This is a genomic window from Paenibacillus forsythiae T98 (genome assembly GCF_000520735.1).
Classification (GTDB): Bacteria; Bacillota; Bacilli; order Paenibacillales; family Paenibacillaceae; genus Paenibacillus_AQ; species Paenibacillus_AQ forsythiae.
Window position 1 is genome coordinate 1 of record NZ_ASSC01000876.1, and the last position, 18,404, is coordinate 18,404.

General features: G+C 54.7%; 14 protein-coding genes and 1 pseudogene. 1 reads left to right on the plus strand and 14 read right to left on the minus strand.

The window, feature by feature from the left end; all coding sequences use genetic code 11:
• The 3 genes from pheT to L692_RS33325 form a co-directional block, all read right to left on the minus strand.
• Window positions 1-1,398, minus strand: a 1,398-nt coding sequence (gene pheT / locus L692_RS0126380; protein WP_025702875.1) for a phenylalanine--tRNA ligase subunit beta, incomplete at its 3' end; no start/stop codon positions are given.
• A 50-nt stretch (window positions 1,399-1,448) separates the two neighbouring features.
• On the minus strand, window positions 1,449-2,483 hold the full coding sequence (gene pheS, locus L692_RS0126385; protein WP_025702876.1) for a phenylalanine--tRNA ligase subunit alpha: 1,035 nt from the start codon (window positions 2,481-2,483) through the stop codon (window positions 1,449-1,451).
• Window positions 2,484-2,573: 90 nt separating this feature from the next.
• Window positions 2,574-2,828 carry a hypothetical protein gene (locus tag L692_RS33325; protein WP_198027842.1) on the minus strand — a complete coding sequence of 85 codons (255 nt, stop codon included), beginning with the start codon at window positions 2,826-2,828 and terminating at the stop codon, window positions 2,574-2,576.
• A gap of 230 nt (window positions 2,829-3,058) precedes the next feature.
• Between L692_RS33325 and L692_RS30910 the strand changes: the two genes are divergently transcribed.
• The gene (locus tag L692_RS30910; RefSeq protein ID WP_025702877.1) at window positions 3,059-4,672 is read left to right on the plus strand and encodes a diguanylate cyclase domain-containing protein; all 1,614 of its coding nucleotides are present in this window, start codon (window positions 3,059-3,061) and stop codon (window positions 4,670-4,672) included.
• An 83-nt stretch (window positions 4,673-4,755) separates the two neighbouring features.
• Here the strand turns inward: L692_RS30910 and pulA are convergent, their stop codons facing one another.
• The 11 genes and pseudogenes from pulA to L692_RS33330 all read right to left on the minus strand — a co-directional run.
• Complete coding sequence (gene pulA, locus L692_RS0126395; RefSeq protein ID WP_025702878.1) at window positions 4,756-7,128, minus strand: type I pullulanase; 2,373 nt, start codon at window positions 7,126-7,128, stop codon at window positions 4,756-4,758.
• A 441-nt stretch (window positions 7,129-7,569) separates the two neighbouring features.
• Window positions 7,570-9,282, minus strand: coding sequence for a phosphoenolpyruvate--protein phosphotransferase (gene ptsP / locus L692_RS0126400; protein WP_025702879.1), 1,713 nt, complete (start codon window positions 9,280-9,282; stop codon window positions 7,570-7,572).
• On the minus strand, window positions 9,275-9,550 hold the full coding sequence (locus L692_RS0126405) for an HPr family phosphocarrier protein (protein WP_025702880.1): 276 nt from the start codon (window positions 9,548-9,550) through the stop codon (window positions 9,275-9,277). Before L692_RS0126405 ends, ptsP begins: the two co-directional genes overlap by 8 nt.
• Before the next feature lie 109 nt (window positions 9,551-9,659).
• Entirely contained in the window at window positions 9,660-11,747 is a 2,088-nt protein-coding gene (ptsG, locus tag L692_RS0126410; RefSeq protein WP_025702881.1) for a glucose-specific PTS transporter subunit IIBC, read from the minus strand.
• Window positions 11,748-12,017: 270 nt separating this feature from the next.
• A complete protein-coding gene (gene glcT, locus L692_RS0126415) occupies window positions 12,018-12,884 on the minus strand; it encodes a glucose PTS transporter transcription antiterminator GlcT (protein ID WP_025702882.1) in 867 nt (288 codons plus the stop codon).
• A 205-nt stretch (window positions 12,885-13,089) separates the two neighbouring features.
• Window positions 13,090-14,286 carry an aminotransferase-like domain-containing protein gene (locus L692_RS0126420; protein WP_025702883.1) on the minus strand — a complete coding sequence of 399 codons (1,197 nt, stop codon included), beginning with the start codon at window positions 14,284-14,286 and terminating at the stop codon, window positions 13,090-13,092.
• A 42-nt stretch (window positions 14,287-14,328) separates the two neighbouring features.
• Complete coding sequence (locus L692_RS0126425; protein ID WP_025702884.1) at window positions 14,329-15,102, minus strand: ATP-binding cassette domain-containing protein; 774 nt, start codon at window positions 15,100-15,102, stop codon at window positions 14,329-14,331.
• Window positions 15,103-15,115: 13 nt separating this feature from the next.
• Window positions 15,116-15,901, minus strand: a complete 786-nt coding sequence (locus L692_RS0126430; RefSeq protein WP_025702885.1) for an ABC transporter permease subunit — start codon at window positions 15,899-15,901, stop codon at window positions 15,116-15,118.
• A 22-nt stretch (window positions 15,902-15,923) separates the two neighbouring features.
• Entirely contained in the window at window positions 15,924-17,021 is a 1,098-nt protein-coding gene (locus tag L692_RS0126435; RefSeq protein WP_025702886.1) for an ABC transporter substrate-binding protein, read from the minus strand.
• A 20-nt stretch (window positions 17,022-17,041) separates the two neighbouring features.
• On the minus strand, window positions 17,042-18,187 hold the full coding sequence (locus L692_RS0126440) for an iron-containing alcohol dehydrogenase family protein (RefSeq protein WP_025702887.1): 1,146 nt from the start codon (window positions 18,185-18,187) through the stop codon (window positions 17,042-17,044).
• 2 nt (window positions 18,188-18,189) lie between these two features.
• Window positions 18,190-18,404: pseudogene (locus L692_RS33330) on the minus strand (glutathione S-transferase family protein); the annotation flags it as partial.

An 18,404-nucleotide genomic window follows, 5' to 3' on the forward strand; every position in this document is an offset into this window, starting at 1 on the left:
GGTAATATCGCCGCGTCTTGTAGGCACGCTGACCTCGACGACTCCTTCTTCCGCGTCCCCGTATGAAAAATGCAGCCGCGCAAACAGCGTCTTCACTTCAAGCAGCGAGAGCTCCGTGCCAAGACGGCGGTTGGCTTTATCCAGCGACAGCCTGATCACTTGTTCGGGCACCTCATCGGTTCCCGTCTGAACGATCCCTGCATGCACAGTGCCGCCCGCGTAGCCAGCCAGAAGCGCAGCCGCGCGATCCAGCGCGGGAATCACGGAACGCGGGTCCACTTCCTTCTCGAACCGCAGGGAGGCTTCCGAGCGGAGACCGAGCTGGCGGGAGGTCTTGCGGACCGTTCCGCCGTCGAACCGGGCCGACTCCAGCACGATATTCACGGTCTGATCGGTCACCTCTGAATTGAGGCCGCCCATCACCCCGGCCAATGCCACCGCCTTGGCTCCGTCCGCGATCACGAGCATATGCGGCTCAAGCTTGCGCTCCTGGCCGTCCAGCGTGGTCAAGCTCTCGCCTTCACGGGCAAGGCGGACGCCGAGCACGCCCCCTTCCAGCCGGTCGGCGTCGAAGGCATGCAGCGGCTGCCCGTATTCCAGCATGACGTAGTTTGTGATATCCACAATATTGTTGATTGGACGGACGCCCGCCGCCATGAGGCGGTTCTGCATCCACAGCGGAGAAGGAGCAGGCTTCACGCCGGTGATGTAGCGGACCGCGTAATGCTTGCAATGCGCTTCGTTCTCAATACTGACCGATATGGCGTCCGATGCGGGAACGGCGACTTCAATAATGTCTCGGCCGGGATTTGGCAAGGATAGCTCGCGTCCCAGAATGGCGCTTGTCTCGTAAGCCGCGCCGATCATGCTTAGACAGTCGGACCGGTTCGGGGTCAAATCGAACTCCAGAATTTCGTCGTTCAGGCCGAGCACCTTCGTAATGTCCTGACCGATCTCCGTATCGCCGGGCAGCACCAGAATGCCCTCCTGCAGCTCTTTCGGCAGCAGCTTGTCATTCAGGCCCAGCTCCTTGGCCGAACAGATCATGCCCTGGGACAAGACGCCGCGAAGCTTCGCCTTCTTGATTTCAAGACCCGGCAGCTTGGCGCCGACCAGCGCCACGGGAACCTTTTGGCCGGCGGCAACGTTCTTCGCGCCGCAGACAATCTGCAGGTCCTCTTCCTGGCCGGCGTCGACAATGCACACATTCAGCTTGTCGGCGTCAGGATGCTTCTCCTTTGATTTGACAAATCCGGTGACGATTCCGGACAGTCCTTTATTGCGGCGCTCCACGCCGTCAATCTCAATGCCCGCGTCCGTAATTTTATCCGCCAGTTCCTCGGCGGTCACGCCCTCCAGCGATATATAATCAGCCAGCCAGCCGGTAGATACTTTCATGTCCGCTCACTTCCTTATTTAATGTTGATATTGGTACGCTGCTAGGGATCTTACACGCCCCGGAACTGCTTGACAAAGCCCATATCGTTGAAATAGAAATTACGAATGTCATCAATGCCGTATTTCAGCATCGCGATCCGCTCAGCACCCATGCCGAAAGCGAATCCGCTGTATTTTTCGGGATCGTAACCGCCCATTTCCAGCACCTTCGGGTGCACCATACCGGCGCCCAGAATTTCCAGCCAGCCCGACTGCTTGCACAGTCTACAGCCATGTCCGCCGCATTTGAAGCAGCTCACATCGACCTCTACACTCGGTTCGGTAAACGGAAAGAAGCTTGGACGAAGGCGGATGCCCGTGCTTGGCCCGAACATTTCCTTAACGAACTGCTGGAGTGTGCCCTTCAGGTCGCTCATGCGGATATTCGGTCCGATGACCAGCCCTTCAATTTGATGGAACTGGAAAGAGTGGGTCGCATCGTCGTCGTCGCGGCGGAATACTCTGCCCGGGCAGATGATTTTAACGGGAACCTCTCCTTCCATCGACTGCATGGTGCGAATCTGCACCGGAGATGTCTGCGTGCGCATCAGCAGCTCCTCCGTCAGATAGAAAGAATCCTGCATGTCGCGGGCCGGATGGTTCTTCGGCAGGTTCAGCGCCTCGAAATTGTAATAATCCGTCTCCACCTCGGGACCTTCAGCCACACGGTAGCCCATGCCAATGAAGATATCCTCAATCTCTTGAATGACCCGGTTCAGCGGATGAATGCCCCCCTGAGGAAGACGGCGTCCCGGCAGCGTGACATCCACCTTCTCCGCCTGCAGGCGCTTCAGCGTTTCCTGCTCCTGAAAAGCTTCCTGCTTCGCGCCGATAATCTCCTCAATGGCGCTTCGCACCGCGTTCGCCACTTGTCCGATGACCGGACGCTCCTCCGCGCTGAGTGAACCCATGCCGCGCAGAACCTCCGTAAGCTCGCCCTTCTTCCCGAGATATTTTACCCGCAGATCATTCAGGGTCTGAGGGTCCTGAACTTCCCGCAGCTTCTCCAGCGCTACAACCTTCAATGCTTCCAGCTTTTCTTTCATGGCTTTAGCAGCCTCCTTCACTTCAATATTCATGCACAAAAAAAGCCTTTTCTCCCGGTAAGGGACGAAAAGACCGTGGTACCACCCTTGTTAGGCACTATGAACGAGCTGCTTCCCCAAACCGGACAAGCGCCCTATAGACCGCCTCACTTTATGCAGAAATAACGGTCTGCGGCCGGTATCCTCTACTGACTGTCCCGCCTTCAATGGGGCAAAGTTCAAGGAACTGCTCCGGAGCGAACTTCGACAGCCCTGCTTCCCGGCCACGCTCTCAATCTCCGGCGTTTCCTCCCTGTGGGACAGATGCTGTGTACTCTTCTCCATCGTAGCATTGTTTATAATCAACAAAGTAACGTCCATTTATTATAGGCAATACTCGCCGCTTTGGCAAGCCGAAAGAAGATAACCGCTGACGGACAGGCGGGGAAGGCCAGAGCGATTGGGACAACAATGTATCGAAGGCGCATAAGCTGGGTAATAAGTCTCAACAGTTTTTTGACGCATCATTCCGCCCGGCTTTCGGACAAATACATAGGGTAGTTTCCAATATGCTTTTTGCGAGGAGAGGAAGAATAGTGGCCCGGTTCACCGAAGCGAAAAAGACTCATAAACTCATTGTATTATTCGCCGCCATAACGGTTCTCTTGATTACGATCAGCATCGGTTCCCTGCTGTATTTGAACCATTCCATCAACCGGTTCTCGGATACCCTATACAAGGACATTTACCGGAATACGGATCTCATTTTTAGGGCTGACCGCGATTTATATCAATCTTCACTGCTCCTTCAGAGCGCTCTAAACCCTTCTTTAACCGGATTGCAGCGTTCTCATTTCCGGCAGGAATTCGGGAGCAGCCTGGCCGAGACCGAGAAGAGCATAAATACCATTGTGCGAAATCTGGCCTCCATGGAGTCTTATCCAAGCCTCGGAAGCAGCAAGGCGCTGCTTGGCGAAATCCGGAAGCAGCTTGCCCAATTTAAAGGCCCCTTTGGCGAATGGCGGGCAGCCGCGGGCCTAGTCCTCTCATCCGATTGGCCGCTCGGCGACGGGAATCCGGGTTCCACTTCTTCGGCGGTGTACAGCGATCAACTGAATGATGCGCACCGGAGTCTGGAGCAGGCGGAGCAACTGATCGGCGTCTATGCCGAACGGGTTGTCTTCGATTTTCACGAACAGAAAAGCACGGTGTTCGCGCTCTACTCTCTTCTGCTGTTCATGCTCGTCCTGGTGATTATTTATCTTGTCCAACGAATTGTCTCGCTCCAAAGCGAGATGCGGGAGGATCAGGCTCTGTACCAGCTTATCGGGGAAACGATGTCCGATTTTATTCTGTTAACCGATGCGAACGGCCTGATATTATATGCATCCCCGTCGCATTTATCTGCACTGGGCTACGTCCCCAAGAAGGGCCAGCCTCTCTCGGCTTACATCAGGGAGTCGGAAATCGCCTGGGCCAAGCTGAAGAGCGTTGTGCAAGCGACGCCGCGAATGGCGGAGCTGAGAATAAAAAGCGCCGACGGTCATTGGATCTGGCTGGAGACAAAGGTATCGCCTGTGAGAGGCAACCTGTCATTCCCGGCTCAGTTCATGCTGGTTTCCCGGGAAATAACGCAGCGGAAGCAGCACGAGGAGCGGCTGCACAAGCTGGCGTTCTACGACCATCTGACTTCGATCCCCAACCGGGCACATTTTAAAATGTATATGGAGAACCTGCTCGCCAATCCCGATGACCGCAGGCAAACATTCGCGCTCGCCCTGCTGGATTGCGACAGGTTCAAGCAGCTCAACGACACCCTCGGCCATCTGGCTGGAGATGAATTTCTGCAGCTGCTGTCCGGCGAGCTTCAGCAGAGCGTTAAGGGCCTGGGCCAGGCTTTTCGAATTGGAGGCGACGAATTCGCCGTCATTCTTCACCTCGGATCGATTCACGAAGCGCTCCATGATATTCTGGACCGGCTGCTTCAGCTGTTCAACAAGGAATGGTCTGTAAACCACGGATCAAGCTTCCGTACTTCGGCCAGTATTGGAGTCGCGCTGTATCCCCGGCATGGAAGAACGATTAATGAACTTCTGCGCGCAGCCGATCTGGCCATGTACCGTTCCAAGAGCCATGGAGGAAATGAGTTTAATCTCTATGACGAGACAATGAATGAAGAATACCCCGAACAAGAAACCTCAAGAAGATGAACGGACAACTTGAAAAAAGGCTGCCCGGCGCCGCAGAGTATCAGCGGACGAAGCAGCCTTTCGCATACGGTTTAACGCATCGCTTAACTTGTCATGGAGAGCTTCTTGTCAACCAAGCTGTTGTCATCGCTGTCTCTGATCAATACCTTGATCTCTTCTTCGCTTTCCGAGCAATCAATGAAGCGGTCTGTGCTTCCGTCTCTGGCCTCCCAATCATTCACCCGCAGAATGTAGCCAAAGGAGCGGGTCTCCGGCAACACCTCGACCGTGGCGACCGCCCGGCCGTCTTCCATGTAGCGGAAATCACATTGACCATCCTGTATTCCGGTGCCCCATACCCATAAATTCCAGCCTCTGTAGTCCCCGTCGGCACGCTCATAGTGCACCTCGACTGTCTTCGCCCTCGGAGGCGGCGTTCCGCACTCATCGTAGAGCACCATCATCGATAGTCCTTCCAGCTGCACCTCCGGCCCTTCCTCCTTGCGAAAAGGCGCTGTCTCCGCCCGGGTATGATCGACTACGACATTCCATTGTTCGGAGCAGGCAGGCAGGCCTGTCGTGACCTCCCAGGGATTGGCGTTGAACAGAACAACGATGTTCTTCCACAAGTCGCCGCCGGCGTGATTCTTCAGGACATAGGACACAACGCCGCCATCGCAGCGGTAAATCTCCAGCGAGCGCTCAATTTCCTGACGTCCACGCAGCCGAAAGGCCGGGTGGTTTCGGCGGAGCGCGATCAAATTTTTGTAATAATGGAACACCGGAAGGAACCTTGCCTTGTTGCTCCAACGGATCGCATTGATGGCGTCGCCGCTCCGGTAGCTGTTATGATCGCCATATTTGCTGCGGAGCAGCTCATCTCCCGCGTGCAGGAAAGGAATGCCCTGAGAGGTCAGCACCATTCCGGCCGCCAACAGCGACCGCCGCACCGTTTCATTTTCCAACAGGATCTCTTCACTAATGCCGACATACGGATCGGCGCTCTCGACAGCCTCTTCCAGACTGCCTCCATTTTTCAGTCTTCCGTTCTCCAGATCCGGAAACCGCGAATCCTGGCGAAGACCCTGCGCCGCGAGCAGCTTATCCCACAGATTCAGATTGTCATGAGCAGTCACATAATTGACCGTCTCCGCCGGAGAGTCCGTGAAATCGTGAACGGCGCCGATAATGCCTGCCGCGACAGCCCCCTCCTTGCCAAGCTCTCCCGTGACAAAGCCTCTGCCCCAGCCGTCGCTGTCTCCTTTGATGGCGGACCGGAAGTTATCGTTGAAGACGGCATAGCCTTTTCCGCGCTGCGCGCCTTTCAGCGTCTTGGATACCAGCGGGGAGTCGCCTCCGGTCCAGGGCTCCCCGTAAAAGATCAGGTTCGGATTGACTTCCAGGCGCAGCTCCTCGACAATTTCACGCATCGTTACCGTATCGATCAGGCCCATGAGATCAAAGCGGAACCCATCGATATGATACTCCGTCGCCCAATGACGAACCGAATCCTTGATGAACTTGCGCACCATCGGCCGCTCAGTGGCCAGCTCATTGCCGACGCCGGAGCCGTTGGAGAGACGGCCAGCATAATCATGCCGATAGAAGTACCCGGGCGCAAACGCCTCGAAGGGTCCCCCTTCGACAGAATAAGTATGATTATATACAACATCCATAACAACCGAGATTCCCCGCTGGTGCAGCGCCTGAACCATTTCTTTAAATTCCCGGATGCGCACAGCCGGATCGGCGGCATTCGTGCTGTAGGAGCCTTCCGGAGCGTTATAGTGCTGAGGGTCGTATCCCCAGTTGTAGTTATTTTCGCCCGGGAACCCATCCTTCTGCTGCAGCTCATCCACCGTCTGAAAATCGAAAACGGGCAGCAAGTGCACATGCGTGATGCCAAGTTCGCTTAAATGATCGATTCCGAGTGTATTGCCTTCAGGATCGCGCAGGCCCGTCTCAGTGAACGCTTTATATTTTCCTTTCACTATGACGCCCGAGCTTTCGTGAATGGAGAAATCGCGAACATGAAGCTCGTAGAGCACGGCATCCACGGGATGCGGCAGAGGGGGAGAAACGTCCTGCTCCCAGCCTTCGGGATCGGTATCCCGCAGATCAATGATGGCTGAGCTGAGCCCGTTAACAGAAACGGCTGTCGAATACGGATCGGCTGCCTCACGGATCGTCCCGTCCGCGAACACAACCCGGTACATGTAAAATTTACCTTTCAGGTCGCCCGCGATTTTCACCTGCCACACGCCTCCGTCGCGGCGAAGCATGTAAGTCAACCGGGCATCCTCCGAGCCCTCCGCATTTCCAATTTCTTCTCCTCCGAAATTGTACAGAACAAGGGAGACGGCAAATGCCGCCGGGGCCCACACCTTGAATATGCTGCTCTCCGGAGTGTAGTTTACACCTAAATCCATGCCGCCATATATTTCCGCTGCGGGTTCCGCATTTATATAATTTTTCATTATTCCACCATCCTATCGCTTCCTTGCAAAAGCTCCGCCGGAAGTTGCTAGATCCATATATGCCCTGTTTCCGGATGTCTTATACATCGCAATGAACCGGAATAAAGCTCATTGCTAATATATAATATGTAACAATATGTTCACAGGCTTGGGTTTTTTCTGGTTTCGCTATACCACTTGCTTATTATCGGCTGAAAACAGCTTTTCCTAAATAATAACAACCAAATTACTTTCAATTTTAATGATTATAACCCGCATTATCATCTATTTCACTAACAATTATATGCGGATGACACCAATTAATGGCAATATTATGAACATCGTCGCCATTTTGCCACGAAATTCGCCAAATTAAAAAGCCGGTCCCTTAAGGGACCGGCGAGGAAACGATTGGAAAAGCGATCGAAGTTAAACCGAGGTTCTGTCCTGACACAAACGGGATTAGTTGCCGATGGCGCGCACCAGAGCAACTACTTCTTCCGCCGTGCCAAGATCCAGCGCTTTCGCAGCCAGCTCCTTCATTTCTTCGACAGACAGCTTGGAAATTTGACTGCGAGCCGGCAAGATCGAGGTTGCGCTCATGCTGAACTCGTCAAGCCCAAGGCCAAGCAGCAGCGGAATAGCTGTTGCGTCACCGGCCATCTCACCGCACATTCCTGTCCATTTGCCCTGGGCATGGGCAGCGTCGATCACATTCTTGACCAGACGCAGGATCGCGGGATTGTACGGCTGGTACAGATAAGACACCCGTTCATTCATGCGGTCGGCAGCCATTGTATATTGAATGAGATCATTCGTACCGATACTGAAGAAATCGACTTCTTTGGCGAACTGATCCGCAAGGACGGCCGTGGATGGTATCTCCACCATAATGCCGAGCTGGATGCTGTCCGATACTTCCTGGCCTTCCGCCTGCAGCTTGGCTTTCTCTTCAAGCAGCAGATCGCGGGCGGCGCGGAATTCCGTAAGCGTCGCAATCATCGGGAACATGATGCGCAGGTTGCCATGAACGCTCGCTCTGAGCAGAGCGCGCAGCTGCGTGCGGAAAATGTCCTGGCGCTCCAAACAGAGACGAACGGCGCGGAAGCCCAGGAACGGGTTCATTTCCTTCGGCAAATCAAGGTAAGGCAGCTCTTTGTCGCCGCCAATGTCCAGCGTGCGGACGACAACCGGCTTGCCGTTCATATTTTCCAGAACCGTCCGGTAGGCATTGTACTGGATTTCCTCGGAAGGCAGCTTGTCTCTGCCCATGTACAGGAACTCGGTGCGGTACAAGCCAACGCCTTCGCCCCCGTTCTCGATAACACCCGCAACGTCGTTCGGCGTGCCGATGTTGGCGGCAAGTTCCACATGCTTGCCGTCTACGGATACCGTCGGCTCGTCGCGAAGCTTTCTCCACTCGGCAATCTGCAGCGCATAAGCTTCCTGCTTGGCGCTGTATTCCGCAACTTCGGCCTCACTCGGGTTAATAAGCACGTCACCGCTCAAGCCGTCGACAATAACGAGATCGCCCGATTTGGCCTGGGTAAGCACATCCTTGGTGCCGACCACGGCCGGAATCTCCAGCGAGCGGGCCATGATGGCCGAGTGAGACGTACGGCCGCCGATGTTGGTTGTAAAGCCTTTGACATATTGCCGGTTAAGCTGGGCCGTATCCGACGGAGTCAGGTCTTCTGCGATAACGACGACCTCTTCGCTGATTTCTGCCGGGCTCACATAATGAATGCCGAGCAGATGGTTCAGCACGCGCTTCGTTACGTCCCGCATATCGGCTGCGCGCTCCTGAAGATAGGCGCTCTTCATATTCTCAAACATGGCGATAAACTGGGTCGCCACTTCATTCAATGCATAATCCGCATTTACAGCTTCCTCACGGATTTTATCCTTTACGGGGCTAATCAGCTCTGGATCATCCAGAATGAGCAGATGGGATTCGAAAATCTCCGCTTTCTTCTCGCCCAGTTCAGCCAAAGTGCGTTCTTTAATCTTCAGCAGTTCCGCTTTCGATTTGTCGAGCGCTTCCTCCAGCTTAACCACTTCCGCTTCTACATCCGTTACCGTAGTCTTCTTGATGGTGTAGTCGGGGTGTTCCAGGATAAAGGCTCGTGCTATCGCAATCCCTGCCGAAGCCGCGATTCCTGAAATTTTACTCATTCAGTTCTCCCAGCCCTTCTTTAATCATCACTTCCTGAAGCGCGCTCAGCGCTTCGGTTTCTTCGCTGCCGTCTGTGATCAGCGTCAGCGTGTCGCCAGGCTCCAGGCCCAGGGAAAGAACGCCGAGGATGGATTTCAAAGTTACTTTTTTACCTTTGGCTTCCGCGAAAGCTTCGGTTCCTTTGAATTTGGTTGCTGTGTTGACCAAGGCCGTAGCCGGGCGTGCGTGAATTCCGTCTTCGTCAATAATTCTGAATGTTTTTTGCATAATTAATCCAACTCGCTTTCTCTAATTAGTGGGTTTATTTTAACAGCTTTCGCTTCCATTTATTATAAAGGAAGCGTAGCCAGTTTGCACTTTTACTAAAGTAACCAGTTTAGATGGTAACTGATTGCTTAATGCTGATGATGTCTTTGTCGCCGATAGATACCTTGCCCGGCTTCTTCAGGGTAACGGCAGAGCCTTCAGGCAGATTCGAGAAAATCACCGGCGAAATGACTGAAGGCGCATGAGCCTTCACATATTCGATGTCAACCTCCATGATCGGCTGGCCGGCGGCGACGAGATCGCCTTCCTCAACTAAGACTGTAAAGCCTTGGCCTTTCAGCTTGACCGTGTTGACGCCGATATGCACCAGCACTTCCTTGCCGCCGTCAGACATAATGCCGACCGCATGCTTGCTCGGGAATACATTAAATACTTTACCGTTGACCGGTGAAGCGATCTTGCCGTCGGAGGACAGGAACGCGAAGCCGTCGCCCGTCATCTTTTGCGAGAATACCGCGTCCGGAACCTCTGTGATATCCAGCAGCTCCCCGTTTACCGGCGATACGATATCTTCGGGAACAATCGTCTCGCCCGCTTCACCCGCCTGCTGCTCTAATTCAGGCTGCGGAGCTGCGTCCACTGGAGCGGCCGCCGGAGTTCTGCCTGCGATAACGTCCTGAATTTGCGATTTGATCGTATCCGACCGGGTGCCGAAAATGGCCTGTACGTTATTACCCACTTCCAGTACGCCGGAAGCGCCCAGCTTCTTCAGCCGGTTCTTGTCGACATTCGCCTTCTCTTTGACCTCTACCCGCAGGCGGGTAATGCAGGCGTCCAGATGAACGATATTCTGCTGACCGCCAAGAGCGGAAAGAATATTGCGCGGAAGGTCATCCCCCGCAGTGGATACCGCCGCCGCATTTGAACCTGCGCCATCGGCGTCATTATCCACGACATCTTCGCGGCCCGGCGTCTTCAGATTGAACTTGCGGATAACGAAGCGGAAGCCGAAGTAGTAGATAACGGCGATGGCAAGACCGACCGGAATCACGAGCCACCAGGCGGTGCGATTCGGAATGATGCCAAACAGCGTGTAGTCGATAAATCCGCCAGAGAACGTCATCCCGATCTTGACGCCCAGAATCTGCATCGTCATGAAGGATAGTCCCGCAAAGACGACATGCACGGCGAACAGCATCGGAGCGACGAACAGGAATGAGAATTCCAGCGGCTCGGTGATCCCTGTAAGGAACGAGGTCAGGGCTGCGGATACCATCAAGCTCCCTACGAGCTTTTTGTTCTCCGGTCTGGCCTCGTGATAAATGGCCAGAGCCGCAGCCGGAAGGCCGAACATCATGAACGGATATTTACCGGTAGTAAACGTGCCTGCCGTAAAGGGTACACCGTCGCGAAGCTGCTGCATGAAGATGCGCTGGTCGCCGCGGACCAGATCGCCCGCTTTGTCGACATAGCTTCCGAACTCATACCAGAACGGCGAGTAGAAAATATGATGCAGTCCGAACGGAATCAGCGAGCGTTCGATCAAGCCGAAGATGAACGCCGACAACGTCAGGTTCGTATCGATCATGCTCTCGGACACGTAGTTCAGTCCGTGCTGGATCGGAGGCCAGATCACGGTGAGCGCCAGGCCCAGGAGCAGGGAAGTGGCCGCCGTCATGATTGGCACAAACCGTTTGCCTGCGAAGAAACCAAGATAGGAAGGAAGTTCGATTTTGAAAAAGCGTTTGTACATGGATGATGCCAGTATGCCGACCAGAATACCGCCGAAGACCCCGGTTTGCAGCGTTGGAATCCCGAGCACGCTGGCGTATGCGAAATCGCCTCTGCTCAGAACATAATCATTGATTCCAAGCACCGTTCCCATCGTTACATTCATGACGAGGTAACCGATGATGGCCGCCAGGCCGGCAACGCCCTCGCCTCCGGCAAGCCCGATGGCTACGCCTACGGCAAACAGCAGTGACAGGTTGCTGAATACGATTTGACCCGAGTTCATCAATACGTTGGCAATCGCTTGAACCGTATGATTCTCCAGAGCCGGAACGTACTGCAGAAAGTCCGGGTTGATCAGCATGTTGCCGATCCCCAGAAGCAAACCTGCCGCCGGAAGAATAGCAACCGGAAGCATTAGCGCTTTACCGACTCTTTGCAGGACGCCGAAAAGCTTTTTAAACATTGAGTTTCACTTCCTTTGGACGATTGGATATTGGCTCCAAGCAAAACAGAGAACAAAAAAGGCATGAGCGTATACAGCATACCTGTTGTTCCCTAACCCTAAAGTTAGATTACCCTGACTAGGGTAACTACAACCAAGTTACTGTAAATCACTCATGCCTGATCGAATCAGTTACACGTTCATATTCTGTTTTGCTTATTGACAAGGTTCATTCTAGCACCAATCAGGTGATCTTGCAATACATGTTTCAAAAAAAATAAAGCGCTGTCTTTAAGAGCTGCCGAGCTCGGCTTCATCCTCTTTTTTCTGGGCAAGGCGCTGTAAATGAACGGTCAGATAACTCACTTCCGCCGGATACACGGACAAGTGCGTACGCCGCTCCATCACCTTCGTCAGCTTCCACGCGAGCGCATACATTTCCGGGTATTCCTTTTTCATCAAAGTGTCAAGCGATGAAGTCTCCCTGACCGCCTCACCCCGGCGCAGCCGTTCCAGCACAAACCGCAGATGGGTAACGAGTCGTGAATAATCCAGGGAATCTCTCGGAACGCGGTATTCAAGACTGATCTCCACAAGGTTGACCAAATCAGCAATGAGCTTGGAGTGCTGCTTCAGCTCCGAAACGCTGCTGTTGCTGAGCGCGCTATGAATGTGCAGGGCGACAAAACCGATCTCGTCGACAGGCATCGTTACGCCCATCGCCTTGTTGATTTTGGAAATAGCGTATTCGGCCATGGCATATTCCTCGGGATAGATCTCTTTCGTCTCGTATAAAAAAGGATTATGAAGTGCTACGTCCTGCTCATACCGCCGAATGGCGAAGGAGATATGATCTGTCAGCGCAATATGAATATGCTCGCTGATCGGCTGTCTGCTGTGCTGCATAATGTACAGCACGATTTCCTGAATAATTTCAATCAGTTTCTCTTCTACCTGTGGCACAAGCTGTTTATATTGTTCCTGCTCCTGCTGGTTTCGGAGAATGAACATCTTCTCCACGGCGGATAAGTCAATCCGGTCGCGGCTTTTGCGATTAAACCCGATTCCCTTGCCAATAACGACCACTTCGGCATATTGGGGATGGTCGGCGATGATAACGTTGTTATTCAGCACCTTGGCCACGGTTATGCTGCTCACATGTACACCTCTTTATTTATCCAAATCCCTACCTAAGGCACCGGCCAGAACGGAAGCGGCACGGTTAAATTATACTTGCGCCGTCCCGTAACATCAAGGAATCTATAGATAAAGAGACTAAATTATTGAAGCAGATGTGTCCATTTCATCATCGGACCGGATGCATCGCCGGACGAACCGGATGGCCTCGGCCGAAAGAGCCGGTCTACAGCTTGTTCAAATAGTCGCGATAAGCCTCTCCGAGCCGCTTGACGCCGCGTTTAATTTCCGCTTCGCCGCAATAGCTGAAGCACAGCCGGATGAAGGGAGGATTGCCCCCGGCGGCATAGAACGGGCTGCCCGGCACAAAGCTGACCCCCCTGTCCTCGGACAGCCGATGCAGCCGCTCCGCATCCGTCCCCTGCGGGAAGGCCAGCCACAGGAAGAATCCCCCTTCAGGCTGCGTATAAGCGGCGGCTTCTCCAAGCTCCGAGCGAACCGCTTCCGTCATCGCATCCCGCCGGGCTCTGTAGAGGCTCGTCAGGCGCTTAATCTGCGCGTCATAATCATAATGGTGCAGGAGCCATCCCAAAATTTCCTGGATAACGGGGCTGGGAGGACTGTCCAGCGTCAGGCAGCGCATTCTCCGGATTACTTCATTCGGAGCGATGACGCTTCCCAGACGCAGGCCCGGACCGAGCGTCTTCGAGAAAGTGCCCAGATAAATGACCCTGTCCGGAGCGAAAGAATAGACGGACGGCAGGTTCGCTCCTTCAAATCTGAGCTCGCCGTACGCGTCATCCTCCAGGATGAATATATTGTACTCCTTCGCCAGCCCGGCCAGGCGGCGTCTTCGCTCAAGCGGCATGGCAGCCCCTGTGGGATTTTGAAAGTTAGGCATAACATAAATGAATTTAGGCAGCGCTCCGCCGCTTTGAACCGCCTGCTTCAGCGCGCTTTCCACCCGGTCAATGTCAAGACCGTCCCGGTCGACGGGAAGGCCCTCAATCCGCGCTCCGGCATGCCTGAACATATGAAGGGCATTGAAATAGGTTGAAGCCTCGGTCCAGACCGTCTCCCCCGGATTAAGAAGCACCTGGGCAGCAAGCTCGATGCCCTGATTGGCCCCGTAAACGGCAAGGTAGCTGTCTTCGTCCGCCTCGATGCCGAACTTGCGCAGACGCTGCAGCGTCCATTTTCTTACAAGCTCGGGGCCTTTGCCTCCGGTGTAATGCAGAGCGTCCACATTGCCGCGGACAAGCGCAGCCGCAGCGGCTTGGTTTATATCCTCAATGGGCAGCAGTTCCGGCGCCGGAAACCCGTAGGACAGATTGGCGCTGCCCGAATTATGAATCTTGGCGCGTCCGACATGCTGCAGGGTAATCCTCTCGTTAAAGGCATAGTCCGGTTTCGTTCCGTTCATGAAATGCACTCCTCCCTAATTATTTTATGTTCGCAGCCTTGATCAGATGGAGTATTGGAACTCCTTCGCTTTAGGATAGACTGTATCGTCCGTCACGTTCATGATCCGCTTCAAAATCACATTTTCGTAATGCGCAAACCCCGAATCCCTGAGCCTCGGGCGGCCCAGCGCAATTCGCTCATCCAGCGTGACCCGCCCGTCCTCAACCAGAATGACACGGTCCGCCAGCGCAACAGCTTCGCTAACATCATGCGTCACCAGCAGGACGGTAAAATGCTGTTCCGCCCACAGGCGCTCGATCAGCTTCTGCATGTCCAGCCGGGTTAACGCATCCAGCGCGCCGAACGGCTCGTCCAGCAGCAGCAATCGCGGATGGCCCACAATTGCCCGCGCCAGAGCGACCCTCTGCTGCTGTCCGCCCGACAGCACGCCGGGCCAGTCCTGCGCGCGGGCTTCCAGCCCGACAAGCCGCAGCGCTTCGAGCGCCCGGTCCCGGTCCCTGCCCGGGGCGCCGAGCCGGACATTTTCAATCACCCTTTTCCATGGAAGCAGACGGGATTCCTGGAACAGCACCCGGGCCTCCGGGTTGATTCCGTTAACCGGCTTGCCGTCCAGACGGGCCATCCCGGAGGTCGGCATTTCCAGCCCGGCAACCAGGCGAAGCAGCGTGCTTTTGCCGCATCCGCTTTTTCCCACAACCGCGATGAATTCACCCGGCTCCACCGTTAGCTCCATTCCTTTGAGCACTGTAACGTCCCCGAACTGTTTCTCCAGCCCTTGTGTCTGCAAGGAAGCGCCTTGAATCGTTCTCTCCATGCTCCGATGCCTCCTATCCCTTTCTGGTAAAGTTCGGATGCCACCGCAGCCAGCTTTTTTCCAGCCATTTCGCCAGACTGTCCGACAGCTTTCCGAGAAGAGCGTACAGCAAAATACTGAGCACAATAATATCCATCCTCATAAATTCGCGCGCATTCATCGCCATATAGCCGATCCCCGAATCCGCCGCTACGGTTTCCGCCACAATCAACGTAAGCCACATAATGCCAAGCGACTGGCGGATACCGACCAGAATGGACGGAAGCGCTCCGGGCAAAATGACATGGAAATAAAGCGGAACTCCCTTATAACCGTAGACTCTGCCCATCTCAACAAGCTTCGGATCGAGGGAGCGAATGCCGTGAAACGTATTTAAGTAGATCGGGAAGAACACCCCCAGCGATACCAGCAGCAGCTTGGTCTGTTCGCCGATGCCAAACCACAAAATAACAATGGGAATCAAGGCCAAATGGGGGATGTTACGGATCATTTGAATCGTAGTGTCCAGTAGATGCTCCGCCTTGAACCACACCCCGTTGATTAGTCCCAGCAGAAATCCGATCGACCCGCCAATCAAAAAGCCAAGAACCGCCCTTTGGGTGCTGATGCCCACATTTCGCGCCAGCTCGCCGTTCTCAAGCAGATGAATAAAAGATCGAACCACTTCCAGCGGAGGCGGCAGGATGTTTCCCGCCACAACGCCGGTCGTTGTAGAAATATGCCAGAAGACAATGATCAGGACCGGCACAATCCACGGAACGGCTGCCCGCAGCCCTTGTCTCCTTCTCCGGTTGTCCATATCCGCCGCCTCCTTCTCCCGATTATTTCCCGGCCAGAATGCCGGCGATATCCGAATCAAAATCGTGGCTCCAGCTACCCGAAACCTCAACCTTGCCCGGCAATTGTCCAAGCGAAGTCAGCGTATCGGCGATATCCTGCTGCGATGCGATCGCATCTTCCGATATAGCTTCCAGCGCAAGCGGACGCTGCTTGTCCCCATTGACGAGCGTATCCAGCACATCTTCTTTTTTCTGATGGGTCTTCTCCGCCGTGATTTCAGCCCACTGCTCCTGATTGGCGCGGGTCCATTCGTAGTACCGGGTTAACCGCTCCAGAAAATCAGCCACCGCAGCGTGTCTGGCCGGATCGTTAATTGCGTTCACATTGACACTGATCGGAAAGTTGCCGGAGAGAATATCCTTCGCGCTTGCCAGCGTAGTGGCCCCGTTCTGGTGCGCGGCGGTAATCGAGTTGCTGTAGCTGGCGAGCGCATCCACCTTGCCCCCGACCAGCGCGGTCAATCCTTCGGCCGTCGTCAGCTTGACCGGCACGATATCCTTCCAGGTCAGCCCTGCGGATTCCAGCATTTTGGCCAGAAAATATTGGGAAGTGGTGTTTTGAACGTAAGCAACCTGTTTCCCCTTCAGTTCCGCCACCGATTTAATCGGCGAGTTCTTGGGAACGACCAGTTCCTGGAGCAGCGTGTTCCATTTTTGCACGCCGACAATTTTGAAGTTGCCTTGATTGGTCGCCTGTGAAGCGAAAATCGGCGGAATTTCACTCGTAATAGCGAAGTCGAGCTGGTCGGCTGCTATGGCCTCAAGCTCCAGGTTCCCGCCCTGAAACACGCTGAATTCCAGCTTGTAGGGAGTGTCCAGCAGGCCCGCCGCTTTAAAGCCTTCCTCCCATTCCGGCCAACCGACCTGACCGACTTTCAGTGTGACCTTGCTCAGATCGACGCTGGAACCGGTCGCCGGTGCTTGACTTCCTCCTGCGGCACCCTCAGTACCCGAAGGAGCTGGTCCGTTATTTTCGGAAGATGCATTATTGGAGGAGCATCCGCTTAGAGCCGCCATGACCGCGACGGCAACGAGGATAAGGATAAGGAATTGACTTTTTGCATATTTGATCACGTTCATTTTAAAGAAACCACCTTTTATTAATATGGATAATATGAAAATAATGTCCGGTCCGGCGCTGCTTTTTGAGCAAGCGCGGTCCTGTTGGGCACAGCCACACGGCCCGCCGCATCGGCCGCCACAATCGCTTCGATCAACCGGCCGTTGTCCGTGGGAAAGGCAAATCCTTTGGCGGATGGAATAATATGCGACGATTCGGCCACCTTGCGGATCTTGTCCTCGACATGGCTCTGTATACCGAGCTCGGCCAGCGTAGCGGGCAGATTATAGCGCCGAAGCGTCGCCGTCAGCTCTTCAATATCGCTTCGTCCTTCAAGAATCGATTGAACAATAAGGCAGAAGCCGACCTTCTCCCCGTGCAGCGTATAATGCGTATCGGGCAGATGGGTGAAGCTGTCGTGGATGGCATGCGCCACCAGCGCCCGGCCCGCTTTCCCGTTCACCGTGCCGGCCAGCCCGGTCAGCATAATGATTGCATCGGTTACTTCCCTGAATGCTTGTCCGGCCTTGCCGCTGCCCGCCTCCGAATAAGCCTCCGGTCCGAAGCGCTCAATGATGTCCAGCGCCAGCTTGGCGGGGGCAAGGCTCAGCAGGATGTCCGGATTCCCCGTCCCTTCCCGCAAGTTCAGGGCAACCTCATACCATTTCGCCAGCGTGTCGCCAATTCCCGAGGCAAAATACCGCTTCGGCGCCCCCGCCAGCACATCGGAATCGGCAATAACTACAGCGGGCGAACGCTGCAGAAAGAGAGCGCCGTCAGCTCTGCCTTCATCGTCGTGCAGGATGCTCAGAGCGGACCAGGCAGCGCAGGTCGCCGCTATGGTCGGCACGGCAACCACGGGAACGCCCGCTCGATCCCCTATCGCCTTGACCAGATCCAGAACCAGCCCTCCGCCCACACCGATCAGCGCATCCGGACGGATCTCGGACGTCTTCCAGGCGTACTCTTCAATATTGGAGCGGGTCACTTCCCCGTTGTTAACCTCCGTAACGGTCTCTATTCCGGCTGAATGCAGACTGGCAAGCAGCGGGCCGCTTACTCTGTCCAGAGCGTTAGCGCCACCGATCACGTATGCCTTCTGTCCCAATTCCGCGACAAGAGCTCCCGCCCTCGCCAAAGCTCCCGGTTCGTTCACATATACAGAGGGGGATTTTAAGGTGATCACCTTCAGGACTCCTTTCCCTGTGCGCGGCCATGCGGCGTGTTCCAGACCGATAAGTCCGGGCCTTTGGGCAAAATCCGGTACGGATTGGAGCCTTCAGCCGCTATCAGGGCGGACAGATGGTAATGCTTCTTGATCGCTGCAAAATCAGTCGTATCCCCGAACCCCGGAGTCTGGTACAGATCTCTGGCATAGGCCCACAAATGCGTGTAATCGGCAA

What these genes read in the sequence shown, in the direction of transcription:
- pheS (WP_025702876.1), bottom strand. Translation starts at nt 2,483, where the DNA reads ATGAAAGAAAAGCTGGAAGCATTGAAGGTTGTAGCGCTGGAGAAGCTG.
- pulA (WP_025702878.1), bottom strand. Translation starts at nt 7,128, where the DNA reads ATGAAAAATTATATAAATGCGGAACCCGCAGCGGAAATATATGGCGGC.
- ptsP (WP_025702879.1), bottom strand. Translation starts at nt 9,282, where the DNA reads ATGAGTAAAATTTCAGGAATCGCGGCTTCGGCAGGGATTGCGATAGCA.
- L692_RS0126405 (WP_025702880.1), bottom strand. Translation starts at nt 9,550, where the DNA reads ATGCAAAAAACATTCAGAATTATTGACGAAGACGGAATTCACGCACGC.
- ptsG (WP_025702881.1), bottom strand. Translation starts at nt 11,747, where the DNA reads ATGTTTAAAAAGCTTTTCGGCGTCCTGCAAAGAGTCGGTAAAGCGCTA.
- L692_RS0126420 (WP_025702883.1), bottom strand. Translation starts at nt 14,286, where the DNA reads ATGAACGGAACGAAACCGGACTATGCCTTTAACGAGAGGATTACCCTG.
- L692_RS0126425 (WP_025702884.1), bottom strand. Translation starts at nt 15,102, where the DNA reads ATGGAGAGAACGATTCAAGGCGCTTCCTTGCAGACACAAGGGCTGGAG.
- L692_RS0126430 (WP_025702885.1), bottom strand. Translation starts at nt 15,901, where the DNA reads ATGGACAACCGGAGAAGGAGACAAGGGCTGCGGGCAGCCGTTCCGTGG.
- L692_RS0126435 (WP_025702886.1), bottom strand. Translation starts at nt 17,021, where the DNA reads ATGAACGTGATCAAATATGCAAAAAGTCAATTCCTTATCCTTATCCTC.